A 21,958-nucleotide genomic window follows, 5' to 3' on the forward strand; every position below is an offset into this window, starting at 1 on the left:
ATCAGCCGAGCGGCAGCTCCACACGGACTTGCCATTCCCCGTCCCCGTCCGGTCCTGCCAGCGTCCTCCCTCCCAGCATCGCGGCCCGCTCGCGTATGCCCCGCAACCCGCTGCCGCCCCGGCCCGAGCCCGGTCGGCCCTCGGGCAGCGGATTGCGTACCTCCAGATGGACCCGGTCGTGGTCCGCCCGCACCCGGACCCTCACGGGCACCGGACCCGCGTGCCGGAGCACATTGGTCAGTGCCTCCTGGAGGATGCGGTATCCCTCGCGGGAGACCGGCCCCGGCACCCTCGCCAGAACGCCCGTCACCTCGGCGTCGACCGAGGCCCCCGAGGCGCGGGCCGACTGGAGGAGACGGTCCGCGTCCGCGAGCGTCGGTCTCCCGGTCGCCGGCCGCTCCACCTCCCTCAGCACGGCGAGGACCCGCTCCAGATCCTCCAGCGCCGCCCGGCCCGTCTCCTCGATGGCGACCAGCGCCCGCTCGGTGAACTCCCGGCTGTTCGCCGCGCGGGCCGCGCCGGCCTGCACCACCGCGACGGTCAGCGCGTGACCGATGGAGTCGTGCAGTTCGCGCGCGATGCGATTGCGTTCGAGGAGCTGCTCGGTGCGTGCCTCCAGGGTGGTGAGCCGCTCGACCGGGGAAGGACCGAGGAGCCGGAGGGCCAGCTCGGTGATCAACCGGCCCGAACCGACGACCACCGCGCCGAGCACCACCAGCGGCAGTGGAGAGAGCAGCGCGTACCACCCGTGATGGCCCGGGACGGGGAAGAGGGAGCCGTCGGCCCGCCCTCCGCCCCGTGCCAGGGTCAGCAGATCGACCGTGAGCAGCGGCAACTGGACGGTGAGCAGCGCGACGAAGAAGCCGAGGAACAGCCGGATTTCCAGCCAGACGACGGTCCGTCCCCGATCGCCCCAGGTGACGGACGGCATGGCCACGATCCTTCCGTCGGCGCCGTCGGGCCGGTGACCGGTCAGCAACAACCGTGCCTGCATTCCCTCGATCATCCGGGCGGCCGGGACGAGCCCCGCCGCCGCCAGCACCGCCACGGAGGCCAGGGCCCAGCCGTCGGCCACGTACATCCACATGGCGGGCCACACGACGGCCAGGAACAGATGCAGCCACCGCGTGTACGTCACCGCCCGGCGAAACGGGCGCAGCAAGTCGGACATGGCCACATCGTTCCAGCCGCCGCCGGGGCCGGTCCTCCCCCGCCGGGGGGAGACGATCCCCTCCGGCGGGGGAGGACCCGGTCGGCCCGGGGCGGCCACGCTGAAGCCATGAAAGACATCGATGTGCGGCACCTCAGCAAGGACTACGGCGGCCGACGAGCCGTCGACGACCTCACCTTCACCGTGCGGCCCGGCCGTGTCACCGGATTCCTCGGACCCAACGGCGCGGGGAAGTCCAGCACGATGCGGCTCGTGCTGGGCCTCGACCATCCCACCTCCGGCACCGCCACCGTCGGAGGCCGCCCCTACGCCACGCTCCGCGAGCCCCTGCGGCATGTGGGCGCCCTGCTGGACGCGGGCGCCGCGCACGGTTCCCGCACCGGACGGGACCATCTGCGTGTCCTGGCGGCGAGCAACCGCCTCTCCGTACGCCGGGTGGACGAGGTCATGGAGGAGACCGGGATCGCCCGGGTGGCCTGCCGCCGGATACGGACGTACTCGCTGGGCATGCGTCAGCGGCTGGGCATGGCCGCCGCCCTGCTCGGGGACCCGGAGGTGGTGATGCTGGACGAGCCCTCCAACGGACTCGACCCCGAGGGCATCGTCTGGATCCGAGAACTGCTGCGCCGGCTCGCCGCCGAGGGCCGCACGGTCCTGGTCTCCAGCCACCTCATGAACGAGACCGCGTCGTTCGCCGACCATCTGGTGATCCTCGGTCGGGGCAGCCTGCTGGCCGACACACCGTTGCGGGACTTCATCGACGCACGGGTGCGCCCCAGCGTCCGTGTCCGCACCTCCGACGCACCGGCCTTGAAGGAAGTTCTCGCCCGCCATGGCCACGTTGCCGTGGAACACTCCGACGGGTACTGGACCGTGCCCGACGCCCGAGCGGACGACATCGGCCCGGCCGTGTCGGCCGCGAGGGTGCCGATCCTCGAACTGACGTCGGACGGCGGGACCTTGGAGCAGGCGTATCTCGACCTGACTGCCGCCGAAGCAGAGTTCACCGCACGTCCACGGAAGGCCTGACCATGGAGTTCACGCCTGTCCTCCGCTCCGAGGGGCTCAAGCTCCTCACCCTGCGCTCTCCGAGAGGAAACCTGCTGGCTCTGTTCGTCGTCACTGTCGTCTTCTCCGCCCTCGCCGCCTCCTCGGACACCTCCGCACCGGACTTCGATCCGCTGTTCACCGCCCTGTCCGGGGTCCTGCCCGGCCAGATGGCGGCCATGGCCTTCGGGACCGTGGCCGTGTCATCCGAGTACCACGGCAACGGCATACGGACCTCCCTGGCCGCCGTTCCCCGTCGTGGCCGTTGGCTCGGGGCGAAGCTGCTGGTCGTCGCCGCGCCGGTGCTGGCGGTGGGGCTGCTCGCGGCGCTCGCCGCCCTGCTCGTGGCCCGGTCCGTCCTCGGCCCGGCGGCGTCGACGCTCACCGTGGGGGAGCAGATACGCGGAGCCGTTGGCTGCGGCGTCTACTTCACCCTGATAGCCCTGCTCGCGGCCGGGCTCACGGTGCTGTTCCGCAGCGGCGTGGCCACGCTGTCCGTTCTGATCCCCTTCATCCTCATCGTCTCCTTCGTGGTCGGCGACGTGGTCGGCGGTGTCGTCGGATACCTGCCCGACCGAGCGGGACAGGTCGTCATCCATCAGACGTCCATGGGGGCTCCGGGTCCCTGGACGGGCCTCGCCGTGACAGCGTTGTGGGCCGCCGCGGCACTGGCCACCGGGGCGTGGAGGCTGCACCGGCGGGATGCGTGACGGAGGTGGGAGGGGGCCGGGCACTGATGATCCGCCACTTGTCAGTGCCGGGCGGTTTACTGGAGGACATGGACATCGCGCGGCACCTCGCCCTCATCGACGAGCTGTGCTTCCGCCCCTTCCCGGCGGAACACGGCCCGGAGGGCGAGGGGGAGCGCGTGCCCGGCGGGTTCGCCGTCGTGCTGGCGAGCAGCCAGGACCTGTGTACCCGGGATCCGGCGGAGCGCGCACCGACGGTGGGCGAGTACGAGACGCACCGGGACGCCTTGCGGGAGCACCTGGCCGGGCGATGGGGGGAGACGGACCCGTGGAACCTGCAGACGGTCCTGCTGCGGACCGAGCGGGAGGAGATACCGGAGCCCTGGGCCGGTCTCTGCGCCCATGCCCGCATGGCCCATCTGTGGGCGGTGGAGGGCACCGGTCGCTGGGTCGCGCTGGCGGTGGCCGACCGGGATCCGGCGGACGAGGTGCGGCTGCTGGCCGTGGTCACGGAGATCGACCCGCCCTGACCCGGCCGGCCGGGGAGGCAGCAGAGGCGGCTGGCCGAGCGGTGCGCACGGGAGCGGAGGGTCAGGATGTGGCCTCTGCCGCGGCGCGCAGCCTGGCGTACTCCTCCGCCATCGTCTCGGCCGTCCAGTGGGCGTTCAGACCGCTGGGGTTGGGCAGTACCCACACCCGGGTGCCACCGATCGTCCGGTTCTGCGGGCCGATCTTGGCGTGACGGTCGTCGAAGGCCACCCGGTACGCGGTCACGCCCACCACGGCCAGCCAGCGGGGGCGCAGCCGCGTCACCCTCCGAGTCAGCGACCGGCCGCCCTCGCGGTACTCCTCGGTGGTCAGCTCGTCGGCCCGTGCGCTCGCCCGCGCCACGACATTGGTGATGCCGAGCCCGTACGACAGCAGTTCGCCCTGCTCGGAGGGTTGGAGCAGTCGGGGAGTGAATCCGGACCGGTGGAGGACCGGCCAGAAGCGGTTGCCGGGGCGGGCGAAGTGGTGGCCTGTCGCGGCGGTCATCAGCCCGGGGTTGATGCCGCAGAAGAGCACGTGGAGGCCGTCCGCGACGACGTCCGGCACGAGACGGTCGCGGGCGGCCTCCAGTTCGGCGCGGGTGAACCGGGTCAGAGGATAGCCCCGGGGGTGTATCCGGCGGCTTCGGGGCACTGCTTGACGATCTCCTCGATCCGTCCGACGACGGTGTCGACCTGGGCGGCGGCGGCGCCGGTGAACGAGAGCTTGTCGGCCATCAGGGAGTCCAGCGCGGCGCGGTCCAGGGGGAGGCGCTCATCGGCGGCCAGCTTGTCCAGCAGTTCGTTGCGCTCGGCGCCCTGCTCCCGCATGGCGAGCGCGCAGGCGACGGCATTCTCCTTGATCGCCTCGTGTGCCACCTCGCGGCCGACACCCGCGCGCACCGCGCCCATCAGGACCTTGGTGGTGGCGAGGAAGGGAAGGTAGCGGTCCAGCTCACGGGCGACGACGGCGGGGAAGGCGCCGAACTCGTCGAGCACGGTCAGGAAGGTCTCCAGGAGACCGTCCAGGGCGAAGAAGGCGTCGGGCAGGGCGACGCGGCGCACCACGGAGCAGGAGACGTCGCCCTCGTTCCACTGGTCGCCCGCCAGCTCGCCGGTCATCGAGGCGTAGCCGCGCAGGATCACCATGAGGCCGTTGACGCGCTCGCAGGAGCGGGTGTTCATCTTGTGCGGCATCGCGGAGGAGCCGACCTGGCCGGGCTTGAAGCCCTCGGTGACCAGCTCGTGCCCGGCCATCAGCCGGATGGTCTTCGCAAGCGAGGACGGTGCCGCCGCGAGCTGCACCAGCGCGGTGACGACCTCGTAGTCCAGCGAGCGGGGGTAGACCTGGCCGACCGAGGTGAAGGCCTGGGAGAAGCCGAGGTGTGCCGCGATCCGCTGCTCCAGCTCCGCCAGCTTGCCGGCGTCGCCACCGAGCAGGTCCAGCATGTCCTGGGCGGTGCCGACGGGGCCCTTGATGCCGCGCAGCGGATAGCGGCCGAGCAGTTCCTCCACCCGGCCGTGGGCGACGAGCAGCTCGTCGGCGGCGGTGGCGAAGCGCTTGCCGAGGGTCGTGGCCTGGGCAGCCACGTTGTGCGAGCGCCCGGCCATGACCAGCTCGCCGTATTCGCCCGCCAGCTTTCCGAGTCGCGCCAGGACGGCCACGGAGCGGTCGCGGATCAGCTCGAGGGAGAGCCGGATCTGCAGCTGCTCGACGTTCTCCGTCAGGTCGCGGGAGGTCATGCCCTTGTGGACGTGCTCGTGCCCGGCGAGGTCGTTGAACTCCTCGATGCGGGCCTTCACATCGTGCCGCGTGACCTTCTCGCGCTCTGCGATGGAGGCCAGGTCGACCTGGTCGAGGACGCGCTCGTAGTCGGTGAGAGCGGCGTCGGGCACCTCGATGCCCAGGTCCTTCTGGGCCCGCAGCACGGCGAGCCAGAGCCGGCGCTCCAGCCTCACCTTCTGCTCGGGGGACCAGAGCGTGGCGAGCTCGGTGGAGGCGTAGCGTCCGGCGAGGACGTTCGGGATGCGGGGCTTGGCGGGAGCGGAAGTCACGGGTACGGAGTTTACCCGGCGCCCCCGGCGACGCCGAACCGTCCACCCGGTCCGGAAAGCCCAGGTCGGGCGCCTTCCGGACGAGGCTCCCCGGGGCTCGCGCGTGATGTGTGGGGGAGGACGGGCCGCAGTCCCGGCGGGGGGCCGGGGCGCGGGACTCCGCGAGGACCGGTGCCGCGGGCGTGGACGCACAGCGGGAGGGGCTCACCCGTCGGAGCGGTGCGTCGGTGGAGACGACGGCCGTGCGGCGACGGCACCTGACGTCGGTGCCGCCTGTGCGCGCCGAGGTGGGACGGAACCGAGCGCGGTCTTCGGGCAGGGCGACGGCTCCGGTTCCGTCCGGCGGGCCGACCCGGGACGGGGCACAGCAGGGTCCGGGGCCCGGGCCACCGCCGGGGGCGGAGCGCGGTCGATCCGGGCCGGTTTCGGCGGTGCGGCCGGGGGCGGCGTCGTGGTGCGGGCCCGTGCCCGTCGCCCACCTGCCCGGGGTCGGCCGATGGTCCGGTCGCCGGGGCCGTTGGCAGGGGTGGGGGCGCGTGCTGTTGGGTTGGGGGTGCGGTGGGATCAGGGCGCCCGGTCCTCGTAGGGCAGCAGGTCCGGGCGTTTGGGCGGGAGACCGTCGCCCGAGGAGCGGCCGGTCAGCCGTCGGCCGATCCACGGCAGCAGGTGCTGCCGGGCGAACCGGGCGTCGGAGGTACGGCGGTCGAGCCAGCCTGGCGGCGGGGACGGGGGCATCGGGGTGTGCCATCCGTCGTCCTCCGGCGGGTAGCCGAGCGTCTGCCACACGGCCTCCGCGACCCGGCGGTGCCCCTCGGCGGTCAGATGGAGCCGGTCCACGTCCCAGAGCCGGGGGTCGGCCAGTGAGGGGGCCCCGTAGAGGTCGACGACCAGGGCGCCGTGTCGCGTGGACAGCTCGTCGATGATGGTGAAGAGGGACTCCATGCGTGGCCGGAAGCGTTCCAGCACCGGACCCCGGCGGCCGGGGCTGCGCATCAGCACCAGGTGCTCGCAGCTCGGTGCCAGCCGCTCCACGGCCTCGGTGAGGAGGTCGCGTACCCGGACCATGTCGCACTTGGGGCGCAGGGTGTCGTTCAGCCCGCCGACCAGGGTGACGACGTCGGCGCGCATCGCCGCCGCGGTGTCCACCTGCTCCTCGACGATCTGCCCGATGAGCTTGCCGCGCACCGCGAGGTTGGCGTACCGGAAGCCGGGGGCGCGGGCGGCCATCCGCGCGGCCAGGAGATCGGCCCAGCCCCGGTAGGAACCGTCGGGCAGCAGGTCCGACATGCCCTCGGTGAAGGAGTCGCCGACGGCGACCAGGCTGGTGTGGGTGGGGTTCGTCTGCATCGCGTCAGCGATGGTAACCCGATGGCATACCCGCCGGTAGGTCGCCCTGGTCCGGCTCCGGTACGACTCCCTTCCGGCCCTGGTCGGGCCTGCGGGTAGCCACCCGGCGCCCGTCCCGAGGCACCGAGGCCCCGGGGTCCGGTCGGGATCGGAGCGGCGCGGGTCCGTCCTCGGGCCGGTCGCCGGTTCGATCGCGGTCCTGTCGCGATCCGCCCCCGTTTCGGTCCGGTCCGGGTCGACCGTCGGCCTCGACCGCCGTTCTTGCCTCCGGCCCGGGGGACAGGGGCCCGGCTGTCCCCTCGTCCCGTCCCTTGCACATCTGAGCCCGGCGTGAACACCCACTCGCCATCTGTTCACGGATTCCGCCAGGCAGGACGTGCGCCCCGCCGTCCCAAGAACCGTCGGCCGCCCCGGTGGGCAGCGAGCCCTGGCCGTTCCGTCTGTCCGCGTCCGGCCACGGCACGGCCACAGCTCGACCGGGCGACCGTGCACCCGCCCCGGATCCGGCGCGCCCCGAGGGGTACCGCTCCGTAGCCGGTACCCCCGCCCTCCTCCGGCTCGCCCGGGTCACACGGGGCGGCCGAACAGTTCGCGGAGCACGTCCTCCATGGTCACCAGTCCGGCCAGCCGGCCGTCCGCGCCCAGTACCGCCGCCAGATGGGTGCGGCTGCCCCGCATCGCCGTGAGGACGTCGTCCAGCGGGGTGTTCTCCCGGACCCGGGCGATGGGGCGCATGTCCTGCGGACGGAAGGGTCGATCGCGCGGTGCCGCGTCCAGGGCGTCCTTCACATGCAGGTAGCCGACGATCCGGAGCCCGTCGTCCACCACCGGGAACCGGGAGAACCGTGTCTCCGCCGACAGCCGCTCCAGCCGCTCCGGGGTGATGCCCACCCGTGCCTGCACCACCCGTTCCAGGGGCAGTACCACGTCGCGCACCGGGCGGCGACCCAGTTCCAGGGCGTCGTACAGTCGCTCGCGCGCACGGTCGTCGATCAGCCCGGCCTCGCCCGCGTCCTTGACGATCTCGGCCAGTTCGGCGTCCGTGAAGGTGGCCGAGACCTCGCTCTTCGCCTCGACGCGCAACAACCGGAGCAGTCCGTTGGCGAAGGAGTTCACCGTGAAGATGACCGGGCGCAGAGCCCGGGACAGGGCCACCAGGGGCGGGCCGAGGAGCAGGGCGCTGCGCACCGGTTCGGCCAGGGCGATGTTCTTCGGCACCATCTCGCCGAACAGCATGTGCAGATAGGTCGCCAGGGTCAGCGCGATCACGAACGACACCGCGTGTCCCGCGCCCGGGGGTACGCCCGCCGCGTGGAAGACCGGTTCCAGCAGCCGTGCGATCGCCGGTTCGGCCACGATGCCGAGGACCAGGGTGCACAGGGTGATGCCGAGCTGGGCCGCCGCCAACAGCGCGGAGACGTGCTCCAGTCCCCACAGCACCCGCACGGCCCGCCGGTCGCCCTCCTCGGCGTACGGCTCGACCTGGCTGCGCCGTACGGAGATCAGGGCGAACTCGGCGCCCACGAAGAAGGCGTTGACCACGAGGGTCGCCAGTCCGATCAGCAGTTGTACGACCGTCACCGTTCCCCCTCCCCGTCATGGAACGCGGCGCCGTCCGGACCGCCCCGGGAGCGGCCGACGCGGAGGCCACCGGACCCCGCGCCACCGGGCCCGGTACCGCCCGACCTCCTGCCACCCGATCCGGTCCCGCCGGGGCCCGTTCCCCCGGGCCCCGTTCCCTCGGATCCTGTTCCCTCGGACCCCGTTCCCCCGGGTGGCGCGTGCAGCAGCACCACGGCCGCCCGGTGGCCCGACGCGTCCTCAACCTCCAGCCGCCACCCGGCCACCTCGACGTCGTCCCCTACCTCGGGGATGCGTCCCAGCTCGGCCGCGACCAGCCCGGCGACCGTCTCGTACGGCCCCTCCGGCACCCGCAGCCCCAGGCGCGCGAGCCGGTCCACCCGGGCCGAGCCGTCGGCCCGGTACAGGGCACGGCCCCGTTCGTCCGCGCCGGCCGCGGCAAGCTCCGGGGTCTCGTGCGGATCGTGCTCGTCGCGCACCTCCCCGACGACCTCCTCGACGATGTCCTCCAGCGTGGCCACGCCCGCCGTGCCGCCGTACTCGTCGATCACCACGGCCATCGTGCGACGCCCGGAGAGCCGGTCGAGGAGCCGGTCGACGGTGAGCGTGCCCGGGACGAGCAGCGGCTCCCGCATCAGGTCCGCGACGGGGGTGAGGGGCCGCCGCTCGGCGGGCACCGCGAGGACGTCCTTGATGTGCACCGTGCCGACCACCGAGTCCAGCCCGCCCCGGTGCACCGGGAACCGGGACAGCCCCGTCGCCCGGGTCGCGTTCGCCACGTCCTCGCAGGTCGCGTCCGCGTCCAGGGCGACCACCTGGACGCGCGGGGTCATCACGTTCTCGGCGGTCAGGTCGGCCAGGTTGAGGGTGCGCACGAAGAGTTCGGCGGTGTCCGCCTCCAGCGCGCCCTCCTTGGCGGAGTGGCGGGCGAGGGCGGCGAGTTCCCGGGGGCCGCGCGCGGACTCCAGTTCCTCGGCGGGCTCCACCCCGAACCGCCGCACCACCCGGTTGGCGGTGTTGTTCAGATGGCCGATGAAGGGCCGGAACGCCGCGCTGAACCAGCGCTGGGGGCCGCCGACCCGCCGGGCCACCGCCAGCGGGGCGGAGATCGCCCAGTTCTTCGGCACCAGCTCGCCGACGATCATCAGGAAGACGGTCGACAGTGCGGTGCCCAGGACCAGGGCCAGCGAGGAGGCGAGCGAGGGCGACGCGCCGAGGGACTTCAGCGGCCCCGCGAGCAGCGCCGCCACCGACGGCTCCGCGAGCATGCCGACCACCAGATTGGTGACGGTGATGCCCAACTGCGCCCCGGAGAGCTGGAACGTCAGGTTCCGTACGCCCTTCAGCGCGCTGGCCGCGCCGCGTTCCCCCCGTTCGGCGGCCCGCTCCAGCTCGCCGCGTTCGACCGTGGTCAGGGAGAACTCGGCGGCGACGAACCCGCCGCACGCCAGCGAGAGCAGGATGGCCAACAGCAGCAGGAGCACCTCGGTCATCGCCTCACCTCGGCTCCATGATCGGCCAGGTGGCCGGGGTCCGCTCGGTGTCGTGGGCCCGGATGCCGTCTCATGTGCCGGTGCGCACCGCCTCTCCGTCGGCCGGGGACAGCGGTCGCACCCAGCGCCGCCACCGCTCCTGCGGCGCATACCCGGCGGCCCGCCAGGCATGCTCGGCCCGTTCGTTGCGCACCAGCACCATGGCGTCCGCGCGACGCCCGCCGAGCCGGACGAAGCGTTCCTCCGCGGCGGCCAGCAGGGAACTGCCGATGCCCCGGCGGCGGTGCTCGGGGTGGACCGCGAGCCGGTACAGGTGGCAGCGCCGGCCGTCGAAGCCCGCGATCACGGTGCCGAGCGGTGCGCCGCCGCGGTCGGCCAGGAGCAGGGACCCGGGGTCGCGGCCGATCAGGCGTTCCACCCCGGCGCGGTCGTCGCTGATGCTGGTGCCCGCGGCGGCCGTCTTCCAGAAGGCCGGTACGGCGTCCAGGTCGTCGGGGCCGGCAGGGTGTATGCGCAGTTCGCTCATGCGGCGATCCCACCATTCGCGTCGGACGGCCCGTCCTGATTTCCGGTATGCGGACATCGGTGCACGACCGTGGCGCGCGAGCCGGACCGTGGGCCCGGGGGCCGGGGCCCGGAAGGCGGGCGGGGCCGGTTCCCGGGTGCAGGCGGGGGAGCGCGGGGGACGGCGGCCGCCGGGCCGGTGCGACGGACCGCACCGGCCCGGCGGCGGTGTCAGAACAGCCGTGAGGCGCTCTCCGCGTCGGGCTCCTCCAGGGCGAGCAGTGCCCGCTTGCGGGCCAGACCGCCCGCGTACCCGGTGAGGGAGCCGTCGGCGCCGACGACCCGGTGGCAGGGGACCAGCACGCAGAGCGGGTTGGAGCCCACCGCCCAACCGACGCGCTGGGCGAGGAGCGGATCACCGAGTCGGCGGGCGATGCCCCCGTACGTCGTGGTCCCGCCCCGGGGAACCGCGCCGACGAGGTCCCAGACGGCGTGCTGGAAGGTGTCGCCCTCCGCCGCGAGGGGCAGCGCGAACGCCGTGCGGCGCCGGGTGAGGTACTCCCGGAGCTGCGCCGACGCCTCGGCGAGCAGGGCGTCCTCCTGCTCCGCGACCGCGGGCCCGAAGGTCTCCCGGGCGGGCCGGCGGACGTGGTCCGCGAAGTACAGGCCGGTGAGGGCCGGGCCGCGGGCCACCACGGTGAGGGGGCCGAGCGCCGAGTCGGTGACGGTGTGCCGGGGGTCCGGCCGCCGGGCGTCCGTGAGGGGGATGTCCATGGTGGTCCTGGGGGTGCGGGGAGAGGGGGACGGAGAAGGGAGGTACGGGGGAGACGGAGGTACGGGGGACGGAGGTACGGGCAGGGCGGGCCGCCGGGGGACGCGTGTTCCCGGACGGCCGGACGGGTGCTCAGGCCCCGGCGAGGTGCGCGGCGTTCCGGTCGAGGCGGCCGAAGTCGGCGTCGCAGGGCCAGCTGCAGAATCCCGCGCGCTCGACCTCCTCGTAGAAGGGGGTGCCGTCGTCGCCCCGGTGGGCCGCCCGGTCGTGGTGGAGGTGGACCAGGGGGTCGCGGTGGCGGTCCATCGGGCCGTACCGTTCCGCGCGCCACACGAAGTCCTGGTCCTCGCCGCCCCAGCCGCAGAACCGCTCGTCCATGCCGCCGATCCGGGTGAACAGGTCCTCGCGCAGCCATACGCAGCCGCCGGGGGGCCGGCGCAGGTGGACGCCCCGCAGCCGCTCCTGGCCGGGCTCGGGCGCTCCTTCCAGACAGCGGGTGCGGACGGCCCGGACGCTGGCGGCGGGGTCGAGGAAGAGCAGGTCCTCGAAGGGCCAGTGGGCCTGGGTGCCGGGCCGCCGGAACCGCTCGACGGCGCGGGCGACGAAGTCGCGGTCGACCAGGATGTCCCCGTCCAGGACGCACACCAGCTCGGCGGGGCGCGCCCCGTGGACCACGCCGACGTTCACCGTCCAGGACTTGTTGAACCGGCCGGGGTCGGGTGCGAACACATGGCTGTCGCAGGCGGGGGCGAACAGGTCGCGGTGGCGGGGCACGGAGTCGCTCTCCACCACGACGACGCGGTAGCGCTCGCGGGGGTGCGACTGGTCCGCGAGCGCGTTGAGGACCGCCGCAAGGTTGCGGAGCCGTCCGGTGGCCCCGGCCGGGGCGCGGAACGGGATGACCACGGCGGCGTCCACGGGGTGGGTGTCGCGGTGCGGCGCGCCCGCGAGGGAGCCGAGCAGGGCGGCCGGGCCCGGGGCCTCCCCGGCGGGCTCGGCGAGGGCCGGGTCACCGGGCTGGACGATCAGCCGGGACAGCGACTCGGTGCGGGCGGCGGCGGCCCGCAGCCCGTCCACCGCCGGACCCCCGCCACCGGGGCCGCCCAGCAGTTCGGTGAGCCTGCCGGTGAGCGCCGCCGCGGCTGCGTCGTCGGCGGGGTCCTTGGCGAGCCGGTCTGCGGCGGCCCGGACCAGGGCGTCGTCCACGGCGCCGAGCGCCCGCGCGGCGGCGTGGTGGGCGTCGGCGGACCAGTCCCAGTAGTCGGGGGCGACCGCCCGTGAGACCGGGTCGTGGACCAGGACCAGGCTGCCGGTGAGCGCGGTGGCGAGCACGGCGGGGTCGGACGGGCGGGCGGCGGACATGGCGGGCTCTCCCAGCGGTGTCGGACGGATGCGGTGGCACGGGGACCGGAGCCCCGGCGCCGCGGGGGCGGACCGGAGCGACCGGGCGGGGGAGCCGGTCCGGGCCCCGGCGGGCGGGATCAGCCGGCGTCGGCCGTCCGGGCCCAGCGCACCGGCGTGAGGTCGGGCAGGATCAGGTCGGCCCGGGCGAGGTCGGCCGCGTCGTGCGTGGTGGTGAGGGCGACGCAGCGCAGACCGGCGGTCGAGGCGGCCCGCACTCCGGCCGGGGCGTCCTCGAAGGCGACGCCGTCGGCGGGGTGGACGCCGAGTGCCTCGCAGGCGGCCAGATAGCCCTGCGGGTCGGGCTTGCCGGCGCTCACGTCCTCCGCGGTGACGATGACCTGGAACAGCTCCGCGCCGCCCACATGGCCGAGCAGTTCCACCGCGTGCTCGCGCAGCCCGGAGGTGACCACCGCCAGCGGCACGCCCCGGCCGCTGAGGTCGGCGAGCAGTTCGGCGGCGCCCGGGACGGCGAACGGGGGCGGGCTGTCGGGACCCATCAGATAGCCGCAGGCCTCCTCGAAGAGTTCGTCGACGGTGTGCCCCGGGAAGCGGTGGACGTGGTCCGCGAGGGCCTCCTGCCCGCGTCGTCCGACGAAGGTCGCCAGCAGCGCGTCGTCGCAGGGCAGCCCGTGGGTGGTGAACAGGCGCGTCCACGCGGCACGGCTGCGGTGCTCGGTGGCCACCAGTGTGCCGTCCAGGTCGAACAGCGCGGCCTTGGCCTGGAGGTGGTGGAGTTCGGGCTTGGTCATGGCGGGTCCTTCGTGGGTCGTTCGTCGGTGGAGTGCCGGGACGGCCGGTCAGTCCGCGGAGGGGGTGGCCCGGCCGGGTGGCTCCTTGGTGGTGAACACCGCGGTGGCCGGACCGGTTGCGGCACCCGTGTTCCCCGGCCCGGGGAGCCCGTCGGCGCCGGGGTCCGCGGCCGCCGCCCCGCCGGAGGTCCCCGTTCCGCCGGAGACCTCCGTTCCGCCGACGGCACCCGCCCCGCCAGAGACCACCGCCCCGTCGGCGGCCGTCGCGCCCTCGTCGCCGGGAGCCGCGGCGACGGCCCGCAGCGCGGCGAGGGCGCACAGGGCGGTGATGACGGCGAGCCCGGCGCAGGTGAGCGTCCAGGCCATGGCGGGCCCGGCCCAGGAACTGCGGCCGAGCCACGGGTAGGCGGCCCCGAAGAGGGCGACGCCGGTGACCCCGACGACGGTGGACAGGGTGTTGACGGTGCCGCTGAGCGTCGCCGCGTAGCGGGGCGGGACGGCGGTGGTGAGCACGTTGAGCAGCGATGTGTGGGTGAGCCCGAGGCCGAAGCCGCCGACGCAGAGCACGGCGGTGAGCGGCCAGACGGCGGTGCCCGTACCGGCGGGCACGACGGGGGCGAGGGCGTAGGCGGCGGTGAGCAGGACGCAGCCGGCGAACGGGAGGAGGCGGGCGACGGACCGCGGGGACCGGCCGAGGACGGGACCGGCGAGGCCGAAGGCCAGTACCCAGCCGAGCGGGACGAGCCCGGCCTGCCAGGCCGGGAGGCCGAGTTCCCGCTGGAGGTGCAGGGAGAGCAGGTAGAGCATGGCGATATAGGCCAGCGTGGTGCCCGCGTAGGCCGCCAGCGACCAGCGCACGATGGGGGCGGCGAGCGGGCGCAGGTCGAGCGCGGGCCGGCCGCCGCGGGCGATGACCCGGCGCTCGGTCCGCACGAGCTGGGCGGCCAGCGGCACGGCTGCGGCCAGCAGCACCCAGATCCAGTCGGGCCGCTCCAGGCTGAGCGGGATGAGGACCGCGAGGGTGGCGGCGGCGAGCAGCACGGTGCCGGGGACGTCGTTGTCGCGCCGCCCGGCGGGGGCGTCGGCCGGATCCGGGCGGTCGTGGGGGAGCAGGGCCACGCCCATCAGCAGCACCAGGACGCCGATGGGGCCGTTGAGGAGGAACACGGCACGCCAGCCGGTGCCGAGCAGGTCGGCGGAGACGATGGTGCCGCCGAGTACCTGCCCGAGCGCGGCGCCGCCGGAGAGGGTGACGGCGTTCCAGCCCAGGGCGCGGGCACGGCCGGACCCGGTGAACCAGCGGTGGATGCCGACCAGGACCTGGGAGGTCATCAGGGCGGTCGCGGCGCCCTGGACGCAGCGGCCCGCGATCAGGACACCGGTCCCCGTGGCGAGTCCGCAGGCGAGGGAGGCGAGGGTGAACAGGGCGAGGCCCCACAGGTAGACCCGGCGCACCCCGTGGTGCTCGCCGAGCCGGGCCGCCGGGGCGAGGAGCACGGCGGAGCACAGCGCGTAGGAGGTGACCATGAGGGTCAGCTCGGAACTGCCCACGTCGAGGTCGGTGCTGATGGCGGGCGCGGCCAGATTGACGATCGCCAGGTCGATGTTGGCCATCGCCTGCCCGATCAGCAGGACCAGCAGGGCACTCCCGCCGGGTCCGGCGCGCCCGCCGGTGGTCGCTCGCACACTGTCTCCCCTCTGGACGGCCTCCCGTCGGGGAGGCCCGCTTCACGGGGTGGAACACCGGCCGCCCCGGTCCGGTTGCGCCGGGCCCCGGCCGGCGGCACGCGACCGCGCCCACGGTATCCGGCCGTGGGGCGGGCCACCTCGGAGCCGTGAGGGGGGCGCCCCGGGGCCGTGAAGGCGGGGCACCCCACCGCACGGGGCACCGCACCACGCGGCATCCCACGGCACCCCACTCCCCGCGCGCCGCACCGGACCGGCCGATGGGCCCGGGTCAGGCCGCCGCGGCGTCCAGGTCGAGGTCCCGGTAGGACGCGGCCCAGGGGAGGCGGGCCTCCAGCGCGGCGGAGGCGCGGATGACGAGGGCGTCCTCGCGTCGGCGGGCGGCGATCTGGAGGCCGACGGGGACGCCGTTGGCCGCCCGGCCGACCGGCACGGAGGCGGCGGGGCTGCCGATCAGGTTGAAGGGACTGGTGAGGGACCAGCCGACGAAGGGGTCGACGGCCTGGCCCTCGACGCTGCTGGGCCCGACGGTGTCGCGCCCGTCGGAGTTGGGGATGCCGGAGACGCAGTTCACCGGGCTGACCACGAGGGAGTACCGGTCGAAGAGTTCCTCGAAGGCGTACAGCACCCGGGTGCGCTTGAGGTCCTCCAGCCGGAACTCCACGGCGCCGAGCGCGTCGCCGACCCGGATGGAGTCGAGGTAGCCCCGGTCGATGGAGCCCGCGTAGTCGCCCAGCAGGTCGATGCCGTTCTCGCGGGAGATGGCGGCGGACTCGGCGTGGGCGACGGACAGGTAGCGGCGCCAGGTCGTGGTCAGCTCGGCGTGCGGCAGGGGCAGCCGGAAGTCGACCTCCTCGACCGTGGCGCCCGCGTCGCGCAGCGCGGGCAGCGCGGCCCTGACGGCGGCCTCGACCTCGGGCTCCACGGGGTAGCCGCCGAGGTCGGGGCTGTAGGCGACGGTGAGCCCGGTGAGGTCGCCGTGGAGTTCTTCGGTGAGCCGGCCGGCGGACGGGAAGGAGTACGGGTCGTAGGGATGGGCGCCGGACATCAGGTCGACGCCGAGGGCGGCGTCCGCGACGGTGCGGGCGAGGGGGGCGTAGCAGATCATCGGGTTGAGGCGGCGGAACGCGTTGGGCCTGGCCGGGACGGGGACCCGGCCGAAGGACGGCATCAGGGCGAAGACCCCGCAGAAGGCCGCGGGGACCCGCAGCGACCCCCCGCCGTCCGAACCCTGGGCGAGCGGCACCATGCCGGCGGCGACGGCGGCGGCGCTGCCGCCCGACGAACCCCCCGCGTTCATGGCCGGGTTGAAGGGGGTGGAGGCGGGGCCGTGGAGGGCGCTGTCGGTGGTGGCCTTGAAGCCGAACTCGGGGGTGTTGGTCTTGCCCACGACGATCGCCCCGGCCTCTTCCAGCCGCTCGACGCAGAGGACGGTCTCCTGCGGGACGTCCTCGGCGAAGACCAGGGAGCCCCGTCCCGTCCGGACGCCGGCCACGGGGTCGAGATCCTTCACCCCGATCGGCACCCCGTGGAGCGGACCCAGTTCTGCGCCCGCGGTGACGGCGCGCTCGGCGGCGGCGGCGCGCTCCAGGGCGCGTTCGGCGCAGACGGTCACGAAGGCGTTGACGGCGGGGTTGGTCTTCTCGATCCGGTCCAGCGCCGCTCGCACCGCCTCGACCGGGGAGACCTCCCGCCGGCGGACGGCCGCGGCGAGTCCGGTGGCGCTCAGTTCGGTGGTTTCGCTCATCTCACGCCTCGCACTGATTCGTCGGATGCCCCTTGTCGAGCCGGCGTGAGGGGGAACACCGGGCGCGGCCCCCCGGTTGCGGGCGGCACGGTCCCCGGCTCCCGGACTGCGGGCGGCGCGGGGCGCGACCGGGAGCCGGAGCGGGCGCCGGTGCCGTCCCGGCCTCCCCGGTGGGCGGCCCGGGGCGGGGTTACCGCACGCTGGGTGGTCGACTAGTGTCCTTGCGGAGTTCTAGGTCTAGACCTATCGGAGATCCGGTCATGGTTCTTGTACCCAGCACCCCGGTCGCTCCGCCGGCCATCCCGCCGGCCCCTGGCGACCCGCCCGTCCCGGCCACCGCACCCGCTCCGGCCGCCCCACCCGTCCCGGGCCCCTCCACCGCTCCGGTCACCGCACCGGTCCCGGGCGCCCCCACCACTCCGGCGGGCACCCCCTCCGCCCCGCTGCGCACCCCCGCCGCAGCGCCCGGTCCGTTACCCGCCCCCGCACCCCCCGCACTCCCCTCGACCGCCCCGGACGCCACCGGCGGGGTCGGCGGGGCCGGCGCGGTCGTGCGGGAGGGCGCGGCGCGGGCGGGGGGCTCCTCGGCGGGCATCGGGGCCCCGCCCGTCCTCCCCGGTGCCGCCGGGGAGGAGGGCACCCCCGGCGTACCGGACCCACCGGGCGTCCGCCTTCTCCCACCGGCCGTCCCACCGGCCACCCCGCCCGAGGCCCCCTCCACGGGCCCGTCCGCCGTCCCTCCCGGCGGAGCCGAGGGCCCCCGCCCCCACCTGCTGGGGCTGCTGGGGCGGCACTTCACCCGTGCCGAGTCCAGGGACCGGGCGCTGGCCTACGTCCGCGCCCTGCTGGCCGATCCCACCCGGGGCAGCGCGGCGGAGATAGCGGAACGGACCGGGGCCGACAGCGCGTGGAGCACCCAGAGACTGCTCACCCGCACGGTCTGGGACGCCGACCTGCTGCGCGACAGCCTCCGCGCCCATGTCGTGTCGCTCCTGGGCGCGTCCGGACCGTACGCGGTGCTCCGCCGCCACGAACGGACCCGGGTGGGGACGGGAGTCGTCGCGGTCGGCCCCGGCCGGTCCCGGACGGCGGGCCGGGACCGGGGCATCCAGGTCGCGGCCCTGCTCTGCTACGTCTCACGGGACGCGGGCGCCCTGATCGACCGGGAGCTGTACCTGCCGCCCAACTGGACCTCGGACCCGGCGCGCTCGGCAAGGGCCGGGGTGCCGCCGGAGCGGCTGGGCCGCCGCAGCATGGCGGAGCTGGGCCGGGAGATGCTGGAGCGCGCCCTCGCGGCCGAGGTGCCCGTCGGATGGGTGGTCGGAGGCCCGGACTTCGCCGACCCGGCGCTGCGCCAGTGGCTGTGCGTCCGGCGGCTGCCGTTCTGTGTCGAGCTGCCCCAGCTCCCCCGCCCGGGTGAGGAGCCGGAGACCGCGCCGATGAGGGCGGAGCCCGGCCGGGAGGAGAGCTGGCAGTTGCTCGGCCGGGGCCTGGGGCCGGCCTACGGGCAGCCGGCACCGGGGTTCCGGCTGACCCTGCTGGCCCGCCGCCGTCCCTCGGGGCGGACCACGCGCTTCCTGCTCCACGCGCCCGGCACCACCCCGGAGACCGCCGCGGCCCGCGGAGCGGCGGCAGCCGCCGCCACGGCCGGCCGGGCGGTCGGGGAGGCCGACACCCGGGCCGGGCTGAGCAGCCATCAGGTGCGCCGCTGGGTGGCCTGGTACCGGCACACCACCCTGGCGATGGCCGCGGCCGCGCTCCGGCTGGAGGACGCCCCCGGCAGCGCCGCCCCGAGGGCCCCCGGAAACGGCCGTCCGGCCCCCGACGACCCGGACCGGTGAATTCCCTTTCCGTCCGGAACCCCGGCCCCCGCACGCAAGTACCGTTCCCTTCCGGGTGTGCTTGCTGCTCCGAGCGGGTGCGTGCTCTAATCGATCGCGGCGGAAATCCAGCAACACGGTGGGAATCCCACCGTATTCCGCCCCCGTATCTGCTCTGCCGAATCCATTCGGTGCCGGGAATGCCTTCTGTTCGCATGCGGACCCCCTCGATGAACTCCGAATGACATTTCGGAGGGAATGAGGGTTCCCTTTGGGGCCGCGCGGTCCCGGCGTCTGTGCACGCGTGTCTCGACAAGACTGTTCCTACCAGGAGTCTGCGAAGTGACATGCCCCAATTGACGAGTGTGACCGGTCTGACGGCCGAGGGAGAGGTCCGGCTGGCCCTGGCCGGGCTGCGCGCCCGGGCCCAGGAGCTGAGCAGGGTGGCGGAGGCGACGGCCAGGGTCCTGGCCGCGCCGGAAGGTCTGTCGACGGAGGTCCCGGCCTTCCGGGAGTTCGCTCGGGAGTCGGTGCCGCGCTGGCACTTCGCCATGCTCAACGACCACGAGCGCAACGACGCGCTGGCCACCGCCCTGGAGCGGGTCGTCCCGCAGGACGGCACGGTGCTGGACATCGGCGCCGGCACGGGTCTGCTGGCCATGATGGCGGTGCGGGCCGGCGCCCGCCACGTCTACAGCTGCGAGACCAATCCGCTGATGGTCGAGGTGGCCCGGCAGGTGGTGGCGGCCGAGGGCTACGCCGACCGGGTCACCGTGCTGCCCTGCCGCTCCGACGAACTGGTGGTCGGCCGGGACCTGCCCCGCCGGGCGGACGCGCTGGTCTCCGAGATCGTGGACTGCGGCCTCATCGGCGAGGGCATCCTGCCCTCCGTCCGCCACGCGCGCCGCGAACTGCTCGCCCCCGACGGGGTGATGCTCCCGCGGAGGGCCCGGCTGCTCGGATCCCTGCTGCACAGCGAGAACGCGATGAACCTCAACCGGGTCGGCCGGGTCGGCGGGTTCGACGTGTCACGGCTCAACGTCTTCGCCACGCCCGGCCACTTCCCGTTCCGGCTGCACACCTGGCCGCACCGCACCCTCTCGGACCCGGTCGAGCTGCTCTCCTTCGACTTCACCGAGGGCCCCCTCGGGCCGGGCCGCCGCGCCCTGGCGATCCCCGCGCGCGAGTCCGGGACCGTGCACGCGATGGTCGCCTGGTTCGAACTCGACCTGGGCGGCGGGGTGATCCTGCGCAACTCGCCGGAGAACGTGGGCTCCCACTGGATGCAGGCGCTGATCCCGCTCGCCGAGCCCGTCGAGGCCGTGGCCGGGACCACCGTCCCCCTCGACCTCGTCTGGAGCGAGACCCGCCTCTCCCTCGCGTGAGACCCGGGGCCGCGCCGCCCCGCCGCCCTCCCGGACCCGGAGCGCCGGGCCGGGCCCGCGGCCCCGGCGAGACCCCGCTCCGGGCGCGCCCGCCACCCGCGCGACGCCCCCGACCGCGACGCCCCCGACCGCACCGCGCGCGACCCCGGCGCCCGGCCGCCAGGCCCGCGCCCCCACCGACCAGCGGAAGGCAGACCCGACCATGGCGCACGCATCTGCTCCGTTCCAGCCGTTCGCACTGCGCGGTGACGCGCTGCGCGAGGCGATCCTGGCCTACGCCGCCAACCCGCTGTACCGGGACAACGAGGAGTGGGAGAACTCCGACAACCCCTACCGCCGACAGTTGCGCCCCCAGGTCCTGCCCCATCTGGACTTCGACCGGGTGCCGGGCCGCGACAGCGTCCTGGAGTACAGCAGCCTGGCCGCGCAGCGCCTGCTCACCAGCATCTACGAGGCCGACTTGGTCTTCTTCCCGAGAGCCGGACTGGGCGGGCTGGGCGAGGACTTCCGCAGCTTCTACAGCCCGGACAACCGCGCCCGGGGCGAGCTGATCCGGCCCGCGCTGGAACGGTTCGCCTTCGGCTTCCTCGACGAGGAGGTGGAGGTCAGCGGCGACTGGACCACCGAGAGCCTGCTCGCCTACCTGGACGGGCTGGACGTCCACGCCCGGGGAGGGGCCTCGCCCGCCGAGAAGGCCGTCCGCGACTCCTCCGACCCGCGCCGCGCGGCCCGCATGTGGCTCATCCAGTTCGCCCCGGACTTCCTCTCCGAGGCGTCGCCGATGGCCCGGAACATCCTCGGGTGCTACGGCGCCGAGCAGTCCGAATGGTTCAAGATCCTGATCGACGAGTACGGCTACGGAGTTCATCGGACCAAGCACAGCACGCTGTTCGAGTCGACCATGGAATCCGTGGGCCTCGCCCCGGATCTGCACCGGTACTGGCAGTATTACCTGGTGTCCAGTCTGGCATTGAACAACTACTTCCATTACCTCGGAAAGAACCACGAGTATTTCTTCCGCTACGTCGGCGCGCTCTACTACACGGAGAGCACCCTCGTCGACTTCTGCCGCCGCGCGGACGGACTTCTCACGGACGTCTTCGAGGGCGGCGCGGACACCCGCTACTTCTCCGAGCACGTCCACATCGACCAGCACCACGGCCGTATGGCGCTGGAGAAGCTGGTGAAGCCGCTCATCGAGAAGCACGGCACACAGATCATTCCCGAGATCGTGCGCGGCATCGAGGAGTTCCGGCTGCTGGGCGCCATCGCCGACGAGGACTTCGCCACCCAGATCGCGTGGATGGACGACGCCGACCGCTACAAGGAACTCCACGGCCCCGTGCACGCGGCCATCCAGGAGGGCCGGGTGACCGCCCCCGTGGCCGACATCGTGGAGCCGCACGGCGAGCTGTCCAACACCCACAGCCACGAGGGCGACGAACTCTGCCACATCGTCAGCGGCACGATGCGCTTCGTCAGCGGCTTCGACTCGTACCGCATCCTGGAGGCCGGGGAGGGCACCGTGATCCAGCGGAACCGCCTGCACGGCGCGATCATCGAGTCCGAGGAGTGCGTCTACCAGATCCACTCGGTAGGGGACCACCGCGCATGCCTGTCGTGACCTTCCGGGCCGCGGGCGCCGGCAACTGCGTCCGCGTCGCCGACCTGCCCTACGTGTACGTCCGCACCGGGGCCGGCGGCGCCGTCCTGCCCGCCTCCTGCCCGCACCGGGGCGGTCCCCTCAACCTCGCCGAGGTGGACCCGGCCGGGCGCCGCCTGGTCTGTCCCTGGCACGAACGGGGCACCTCGCTCGCCCGGCTGCGCCGCCAGGTGCCCGCGGTCCGCTCCGCGGACACCGTCACCGCGGTCCTGCCCGGCCCGGCCGACGCGCCCGTGGAACTCTGCCACCTCCCCCTGTCCCCGGCGCTCGACGCCGGGACGTGACCCGCCCGGGGGCGGCCCCGCGAGGCCGCCCCCG

19 protein-coding genes are annotated in these 21,958 nt (G+C 74.4%); 7 read left to right on the plus strand and 12 right to left on the minus strand.

All coding sequences use genetic code 11. From position 1 onward, the window contains the following. Position 1: 1 nt before the first annotated feature. Positions 2–1,171, minus strand: a complete 1,170-nt coding sequence (locus GTY84_RS14915) for a histidine kinase (protein WP_161226744.1) — start codon at positions 1,169–1,171, stop codon at positions 2–4. Between the two features lie 108 nt (positions 1,172–1,279). On the opposite strand from GTY84_RS14915, the gene GTY84_RS14920 reads away from it, so the two are divergent. The 3 genes from GTY84_RS14920 to GTY84_RS14930 all read left to right on the plus strand — a co-directional run bounded on the left by GTY84_RS14920 (position 1,280) and on the right by GTY84_RS14930 (position 3,437). After that, positions 1,280–2,200, plus strand: coding sequence for an ATP-binding cassette domain-containing protein (locus GTY84_RS14920; RefSeq protein WP_161226745.1), 921 nt, complete (start codon positions 1,280–1,282; stop codon positions 2,198–2,200). A gap of 2 nt (positions 2,201–2,202) precedes the next feature. After that, positions 2,203–2,928 carry an ABC transporter permease gene (locus GTY84_RS14925; RefSeq protein WP_161226746.1) on the plus strand — a complete coding sequence of 242 codons (726 nt, stop codon included), beginning with the start codon at positions 2,203–2,205 and terminating at the stop codon, positions 2,926–2,928. Positions 2,929–2,996: 68 nt separating this feature from the next. Next, positions 2,997–3,437, plus strand: a complete 441-nt coding sequence (locus GTY84_RS14930) for a hypothetical protein (RefSeq protein WP_161226747.1) — start codon at positions 2,997–2,999, stop codon at positions 3,435–3,437. 61 nt (positions 3,438–3,498) lie between these two features. Here GTY84_RS14930 and mug read toward each other — a convergent pair whose 3' ends face one another. The 11 genes from mug to GTY84_RS14985 all read right to left on the minus strand — a co-directional run bounded on the left by mug (position 3,499) and on the right by GTY84_RS14985 (position 16,772). Beyond that, on the minus strand, positions 3,499–4,050 hold the full coding sequence (gene mug, locus GTY84_RS14935; RefSeq protein WP_161226955.1) for a G/U mismatch-specific DNA glycosylase: 552 nt from the start codon (positions 4,048–4,050) through the stop codon (positions 3,499–3,501). Then, the gene (gene purB, locus GTY84_RS14940; protein WP_161226748.1) at positions 4,047–5,489 is read right to left on the minus strand and encodes an adenylosuccinate lyase; all 1,443 of its coding nucleotides are present in this window, start codon (positions 5,487–5,489) and stop codon (positions 4,047–4,049) included. The genes mug and purB overlap by 4 nt, the downstream gene beginning before the upstream one ends. A 564-nt stretch (positions 5,490–6,053) precedes the next feature. Continuing rightward, positions 6,054–6,836 (minus strand): SGNH/GDSL hydrolase family protein, encoded by a 783-nt coding sequence (locus GTY84_RS14945; protein ID WP_161226749.1) that lies wholly within the window; start codon positions 6,834–6,836, stop codon positions 6,054–6,056. Positions 6,837–7,403: 567 nt separating this feature from the next. Next, complete coding sequence (locus GTY84_RS14950; RefSeq protein ID WP_161226750.1) at positions 7,404–8,417, minus strand: hemolysin family protein; 1,014 nt, start codon at positions 8,415–8,417, stop codon at positions 7,404–7,406. Beyond that, positions 8,414–9,910, minus strand: coding sequence for a hemolysin family protein (locus GTY84_RS14955; protein WP_161226751.1), 1,497 nt, complete (start codon positions 9,908–9,910; stop codon positions 8,414–8,416). The genes GTY84_RS14950 and GTY84_RS14955 overlap by 4 nt, the downstream gene beginning before the upstream one ends. Before the next feature lie 70 nt (positions 9,911–9,980). Then, positions 9,981–10,436, minus strand: coding sequence for a GNAT family N-acetyltransferase (locus GTY84_RS14960; protein ID WP_161226752.1), 456 nt, complete (start codon positions 10,434–10,436; stop codon positions 9,981–9,983). Between the two features lie 209 nt (positions 10,437–10,645). Beyond that, complete coding sequence (locus tag GTY84_RS14965; protein WP_161226753.1) at positions 10,646–11,188, minus strand: methylated-DNA--[protein]-cysteine S-methyltransferase; 543 nt, start codon at positions 11,186–11,188, stop codon at positions 10,646–10,648. 130 nt (positions 11,189–11,318) lie between these two features. Next, on the minus strand, positions 11,319–12,548 hold the full coding sequence (locus GTY84_RS14970) for a galactosyltransferase-related protein (RefSeq protein WP_161226754.1): 1,230 nt from the start codon (positions 12,546–12,548) through the stop codon (positions 11,319–11,321). A gap of 119 nt (positions 12,549–12,667) precedes the next feature. Continuing rightward, positions 12,668–13,339: an HAD family phosphatase gene (locus GTY84_RS14975; protein ID WP_161226755.1), complete on the minus strand. Its 672-nt coding sequence runs from the start codon at positions 13,337–13,339 to the stop codon at positions 12,668–12,670. Between the two features lie 48 nt (positions 13,340–13,387). Next, entirely contained in the window at positions 13,388–15,025 is a 1,638-nt protein-coding gene (locus GTY84_RS14980) for an MFS transporter (protein WP_161226756.1), read from the minus strand. A 271-nt stretch (positions 15,026–15,296) separates the two neighbouring features. Continuing rightward, entirely contained in the window at positions 15,297–16,772 is a 1,476-nt protein-coding gene (locus GTY84_RS14985) for an amidase family protein (RefSeq protein ID WP_161226757.1), read from the minus strand. Positions 16,773–17,323: 551 nt separating this feature from the next. Between GTY84_RS14985 and GTY84_RS14990 the strand changes: the two genes are divergently transcribed. From GTY84_RS14990 to GTY84_RS15005, 4 genes are all read left to right on the plus strand, one after another. Next, positions 17,324–18,613, plus strand: a complete 1,290-nt coding sequence (locus GTY84_RS14990) for a transposase (RefSeq protein WP_161226758.1) — start codon at positions 17,324–17,326, stop codon at positions 18,611–18,613. A gap of 326 nt (positions 18,614–18,939) precedes the next feature. Then, positions 18,940–19,977 carry a 50S ribosomal protein L11 methyltransferase gene (locus GTY84_RS14995; RefSeq protein WP_237532282.1) on the plus strand — a complete coding sequence of 346 codons (1,038 nt, stop codon included), beginning with the start codon at positions 18,940–18,942 and terminating at the stop codon, positions 19,975–19,977. 202 nt (positions 19,978–20,179) lie between these two features. Beyond that, complete coding sequence (locus GTY84_RS15000) at positions 20,180–21,601, plus strand: iron-containing redox enzyme family protein (RefSeq protein WP_161226759.1); 1,422 nt, start codon at positions 20,180–20,182, stop codon at positions 21,599–21,601. Continuing rightward, the gene (locus GTY84_RS15005; protein ID WP_161226760.1) at positions 21,589–21,924 is read left to right on the plus strand and encodes a Rieske 2Fe-2S domain-containing protein; all 336 of its coding nucleotides are present in this window, start codon (positions 21,589–21,591) and stop codon (positions 21,922–21,924) included. Before GTY84_RS15000 ends, GTY84_RS15005 begins: the two co-directional genes overlap by 13 nt. Positions 21,925–21,958: the final 34 nt, after the last annotated feature.

This window comes from Streptomyces sp. SID8352, assembly GCF_009862265.1.
Classification (GTDB): Bacteria; Actinomycetota; Actinomycetes; order Streptomycetales; family Streptomycetaceae; genus Streptomyces.

Coding starts and splice junctions, on each gene's coding strand:
- GTY84_RS14915 (WP_161226744.1), bottom strand. CDS start 1,171: ATGTCCGACTTGCTGCGCCCGTTTCGCCGGGCGGTGACGTACACGCGG.
- GTY84_RS14920 (WP_161226745.1), top strand. CDS start 1,280: ATGAAAGACATCGATGTGCGGCACCTCAGCAAGGACTACGGCGGCCGA.
- GTY84_RS14925 (WP_161226746.1), top strand. CDS start 2,203: ATGGAGTTCACGCCTGTCCTCCGCTCCGAGGGGCTCAAGCTCCTCACC.
- GTY84_RS14930 (WP_161226747.1), top strand. CDS start 2,997: ATGGACATCGCGCGGCACCTCGCCCTCATCGACGAGCTGTGCTTCCGC.
- GTY84_RS14945 (WP_161226749.1), bottom strand. CDS start 6,836: ATGCAGACGAACCCCACCCACACCAGCCTGGTCGCCGTCGGCGACTCC.
- GTY84_RS14955 (WP_161226751.1), bottom strand. CDS start 9,910: ATGACCGAGGTGCTCCTGCTGCTGTTGGCCATCCTGCTCTCGCTGGCG.
- GTY84_RS14960 (WP_161226752.1), bottom strand. CDS start 10,436: ATGAGCGAACTGCGCATACACCCTGCCGGCCCCGACGACCTGGACGCC.
- GTY84_RS14965 (WP_161226753.1), bottom strand. CDS start 11,188: ATGGACATCCCCCTCACGGACGCCCGGCGGCCGGACCCCCGGCACACC.
- GTY84_RS14970 (WP_161226754.1), bottom strand. CDS start 12,548: ATGTCCGCCGCCCGCCCGTCCGACCCCGCCGTGCTCGCCACCGCGCTC.
- GTY84_RS14975 (WP_161226755.1), bottom strand. CDS start 13,339: ATGACCAAGCCCGAACTCCACCACCTCCAGGCCAAGGCCGCGCTGTTC.
- GTY84_RS14985 (WP_161226757.1), bottom strand. CDS start 16,772: ATGAGCGAAACCACCGAACTGAGCGCCACCGGACTCGCCGCGGCCGTC.
- GTY84_RS14995 (WP_237532282.1), top strand. CDS start 18,940: ATGCCCCAATTGACGAGTGTGACCGGTCTGACGGCCGAGGGAGAGGTC.
- GTY84_RS15000 (WP_161226759.1), top strand. CDS start 20,180: ATGGCGCACGCATCTGCTCCGTTCCAGCCGTTCGCACTGCGCGGTGAC.
- GTY84_RS15005 (WP_161226760.1), top strand. CDS start 21,589: ATGCCTGTCGTGACCTTCCGGGCCGCGGGCGCCGGCAACTGCGTCCGC.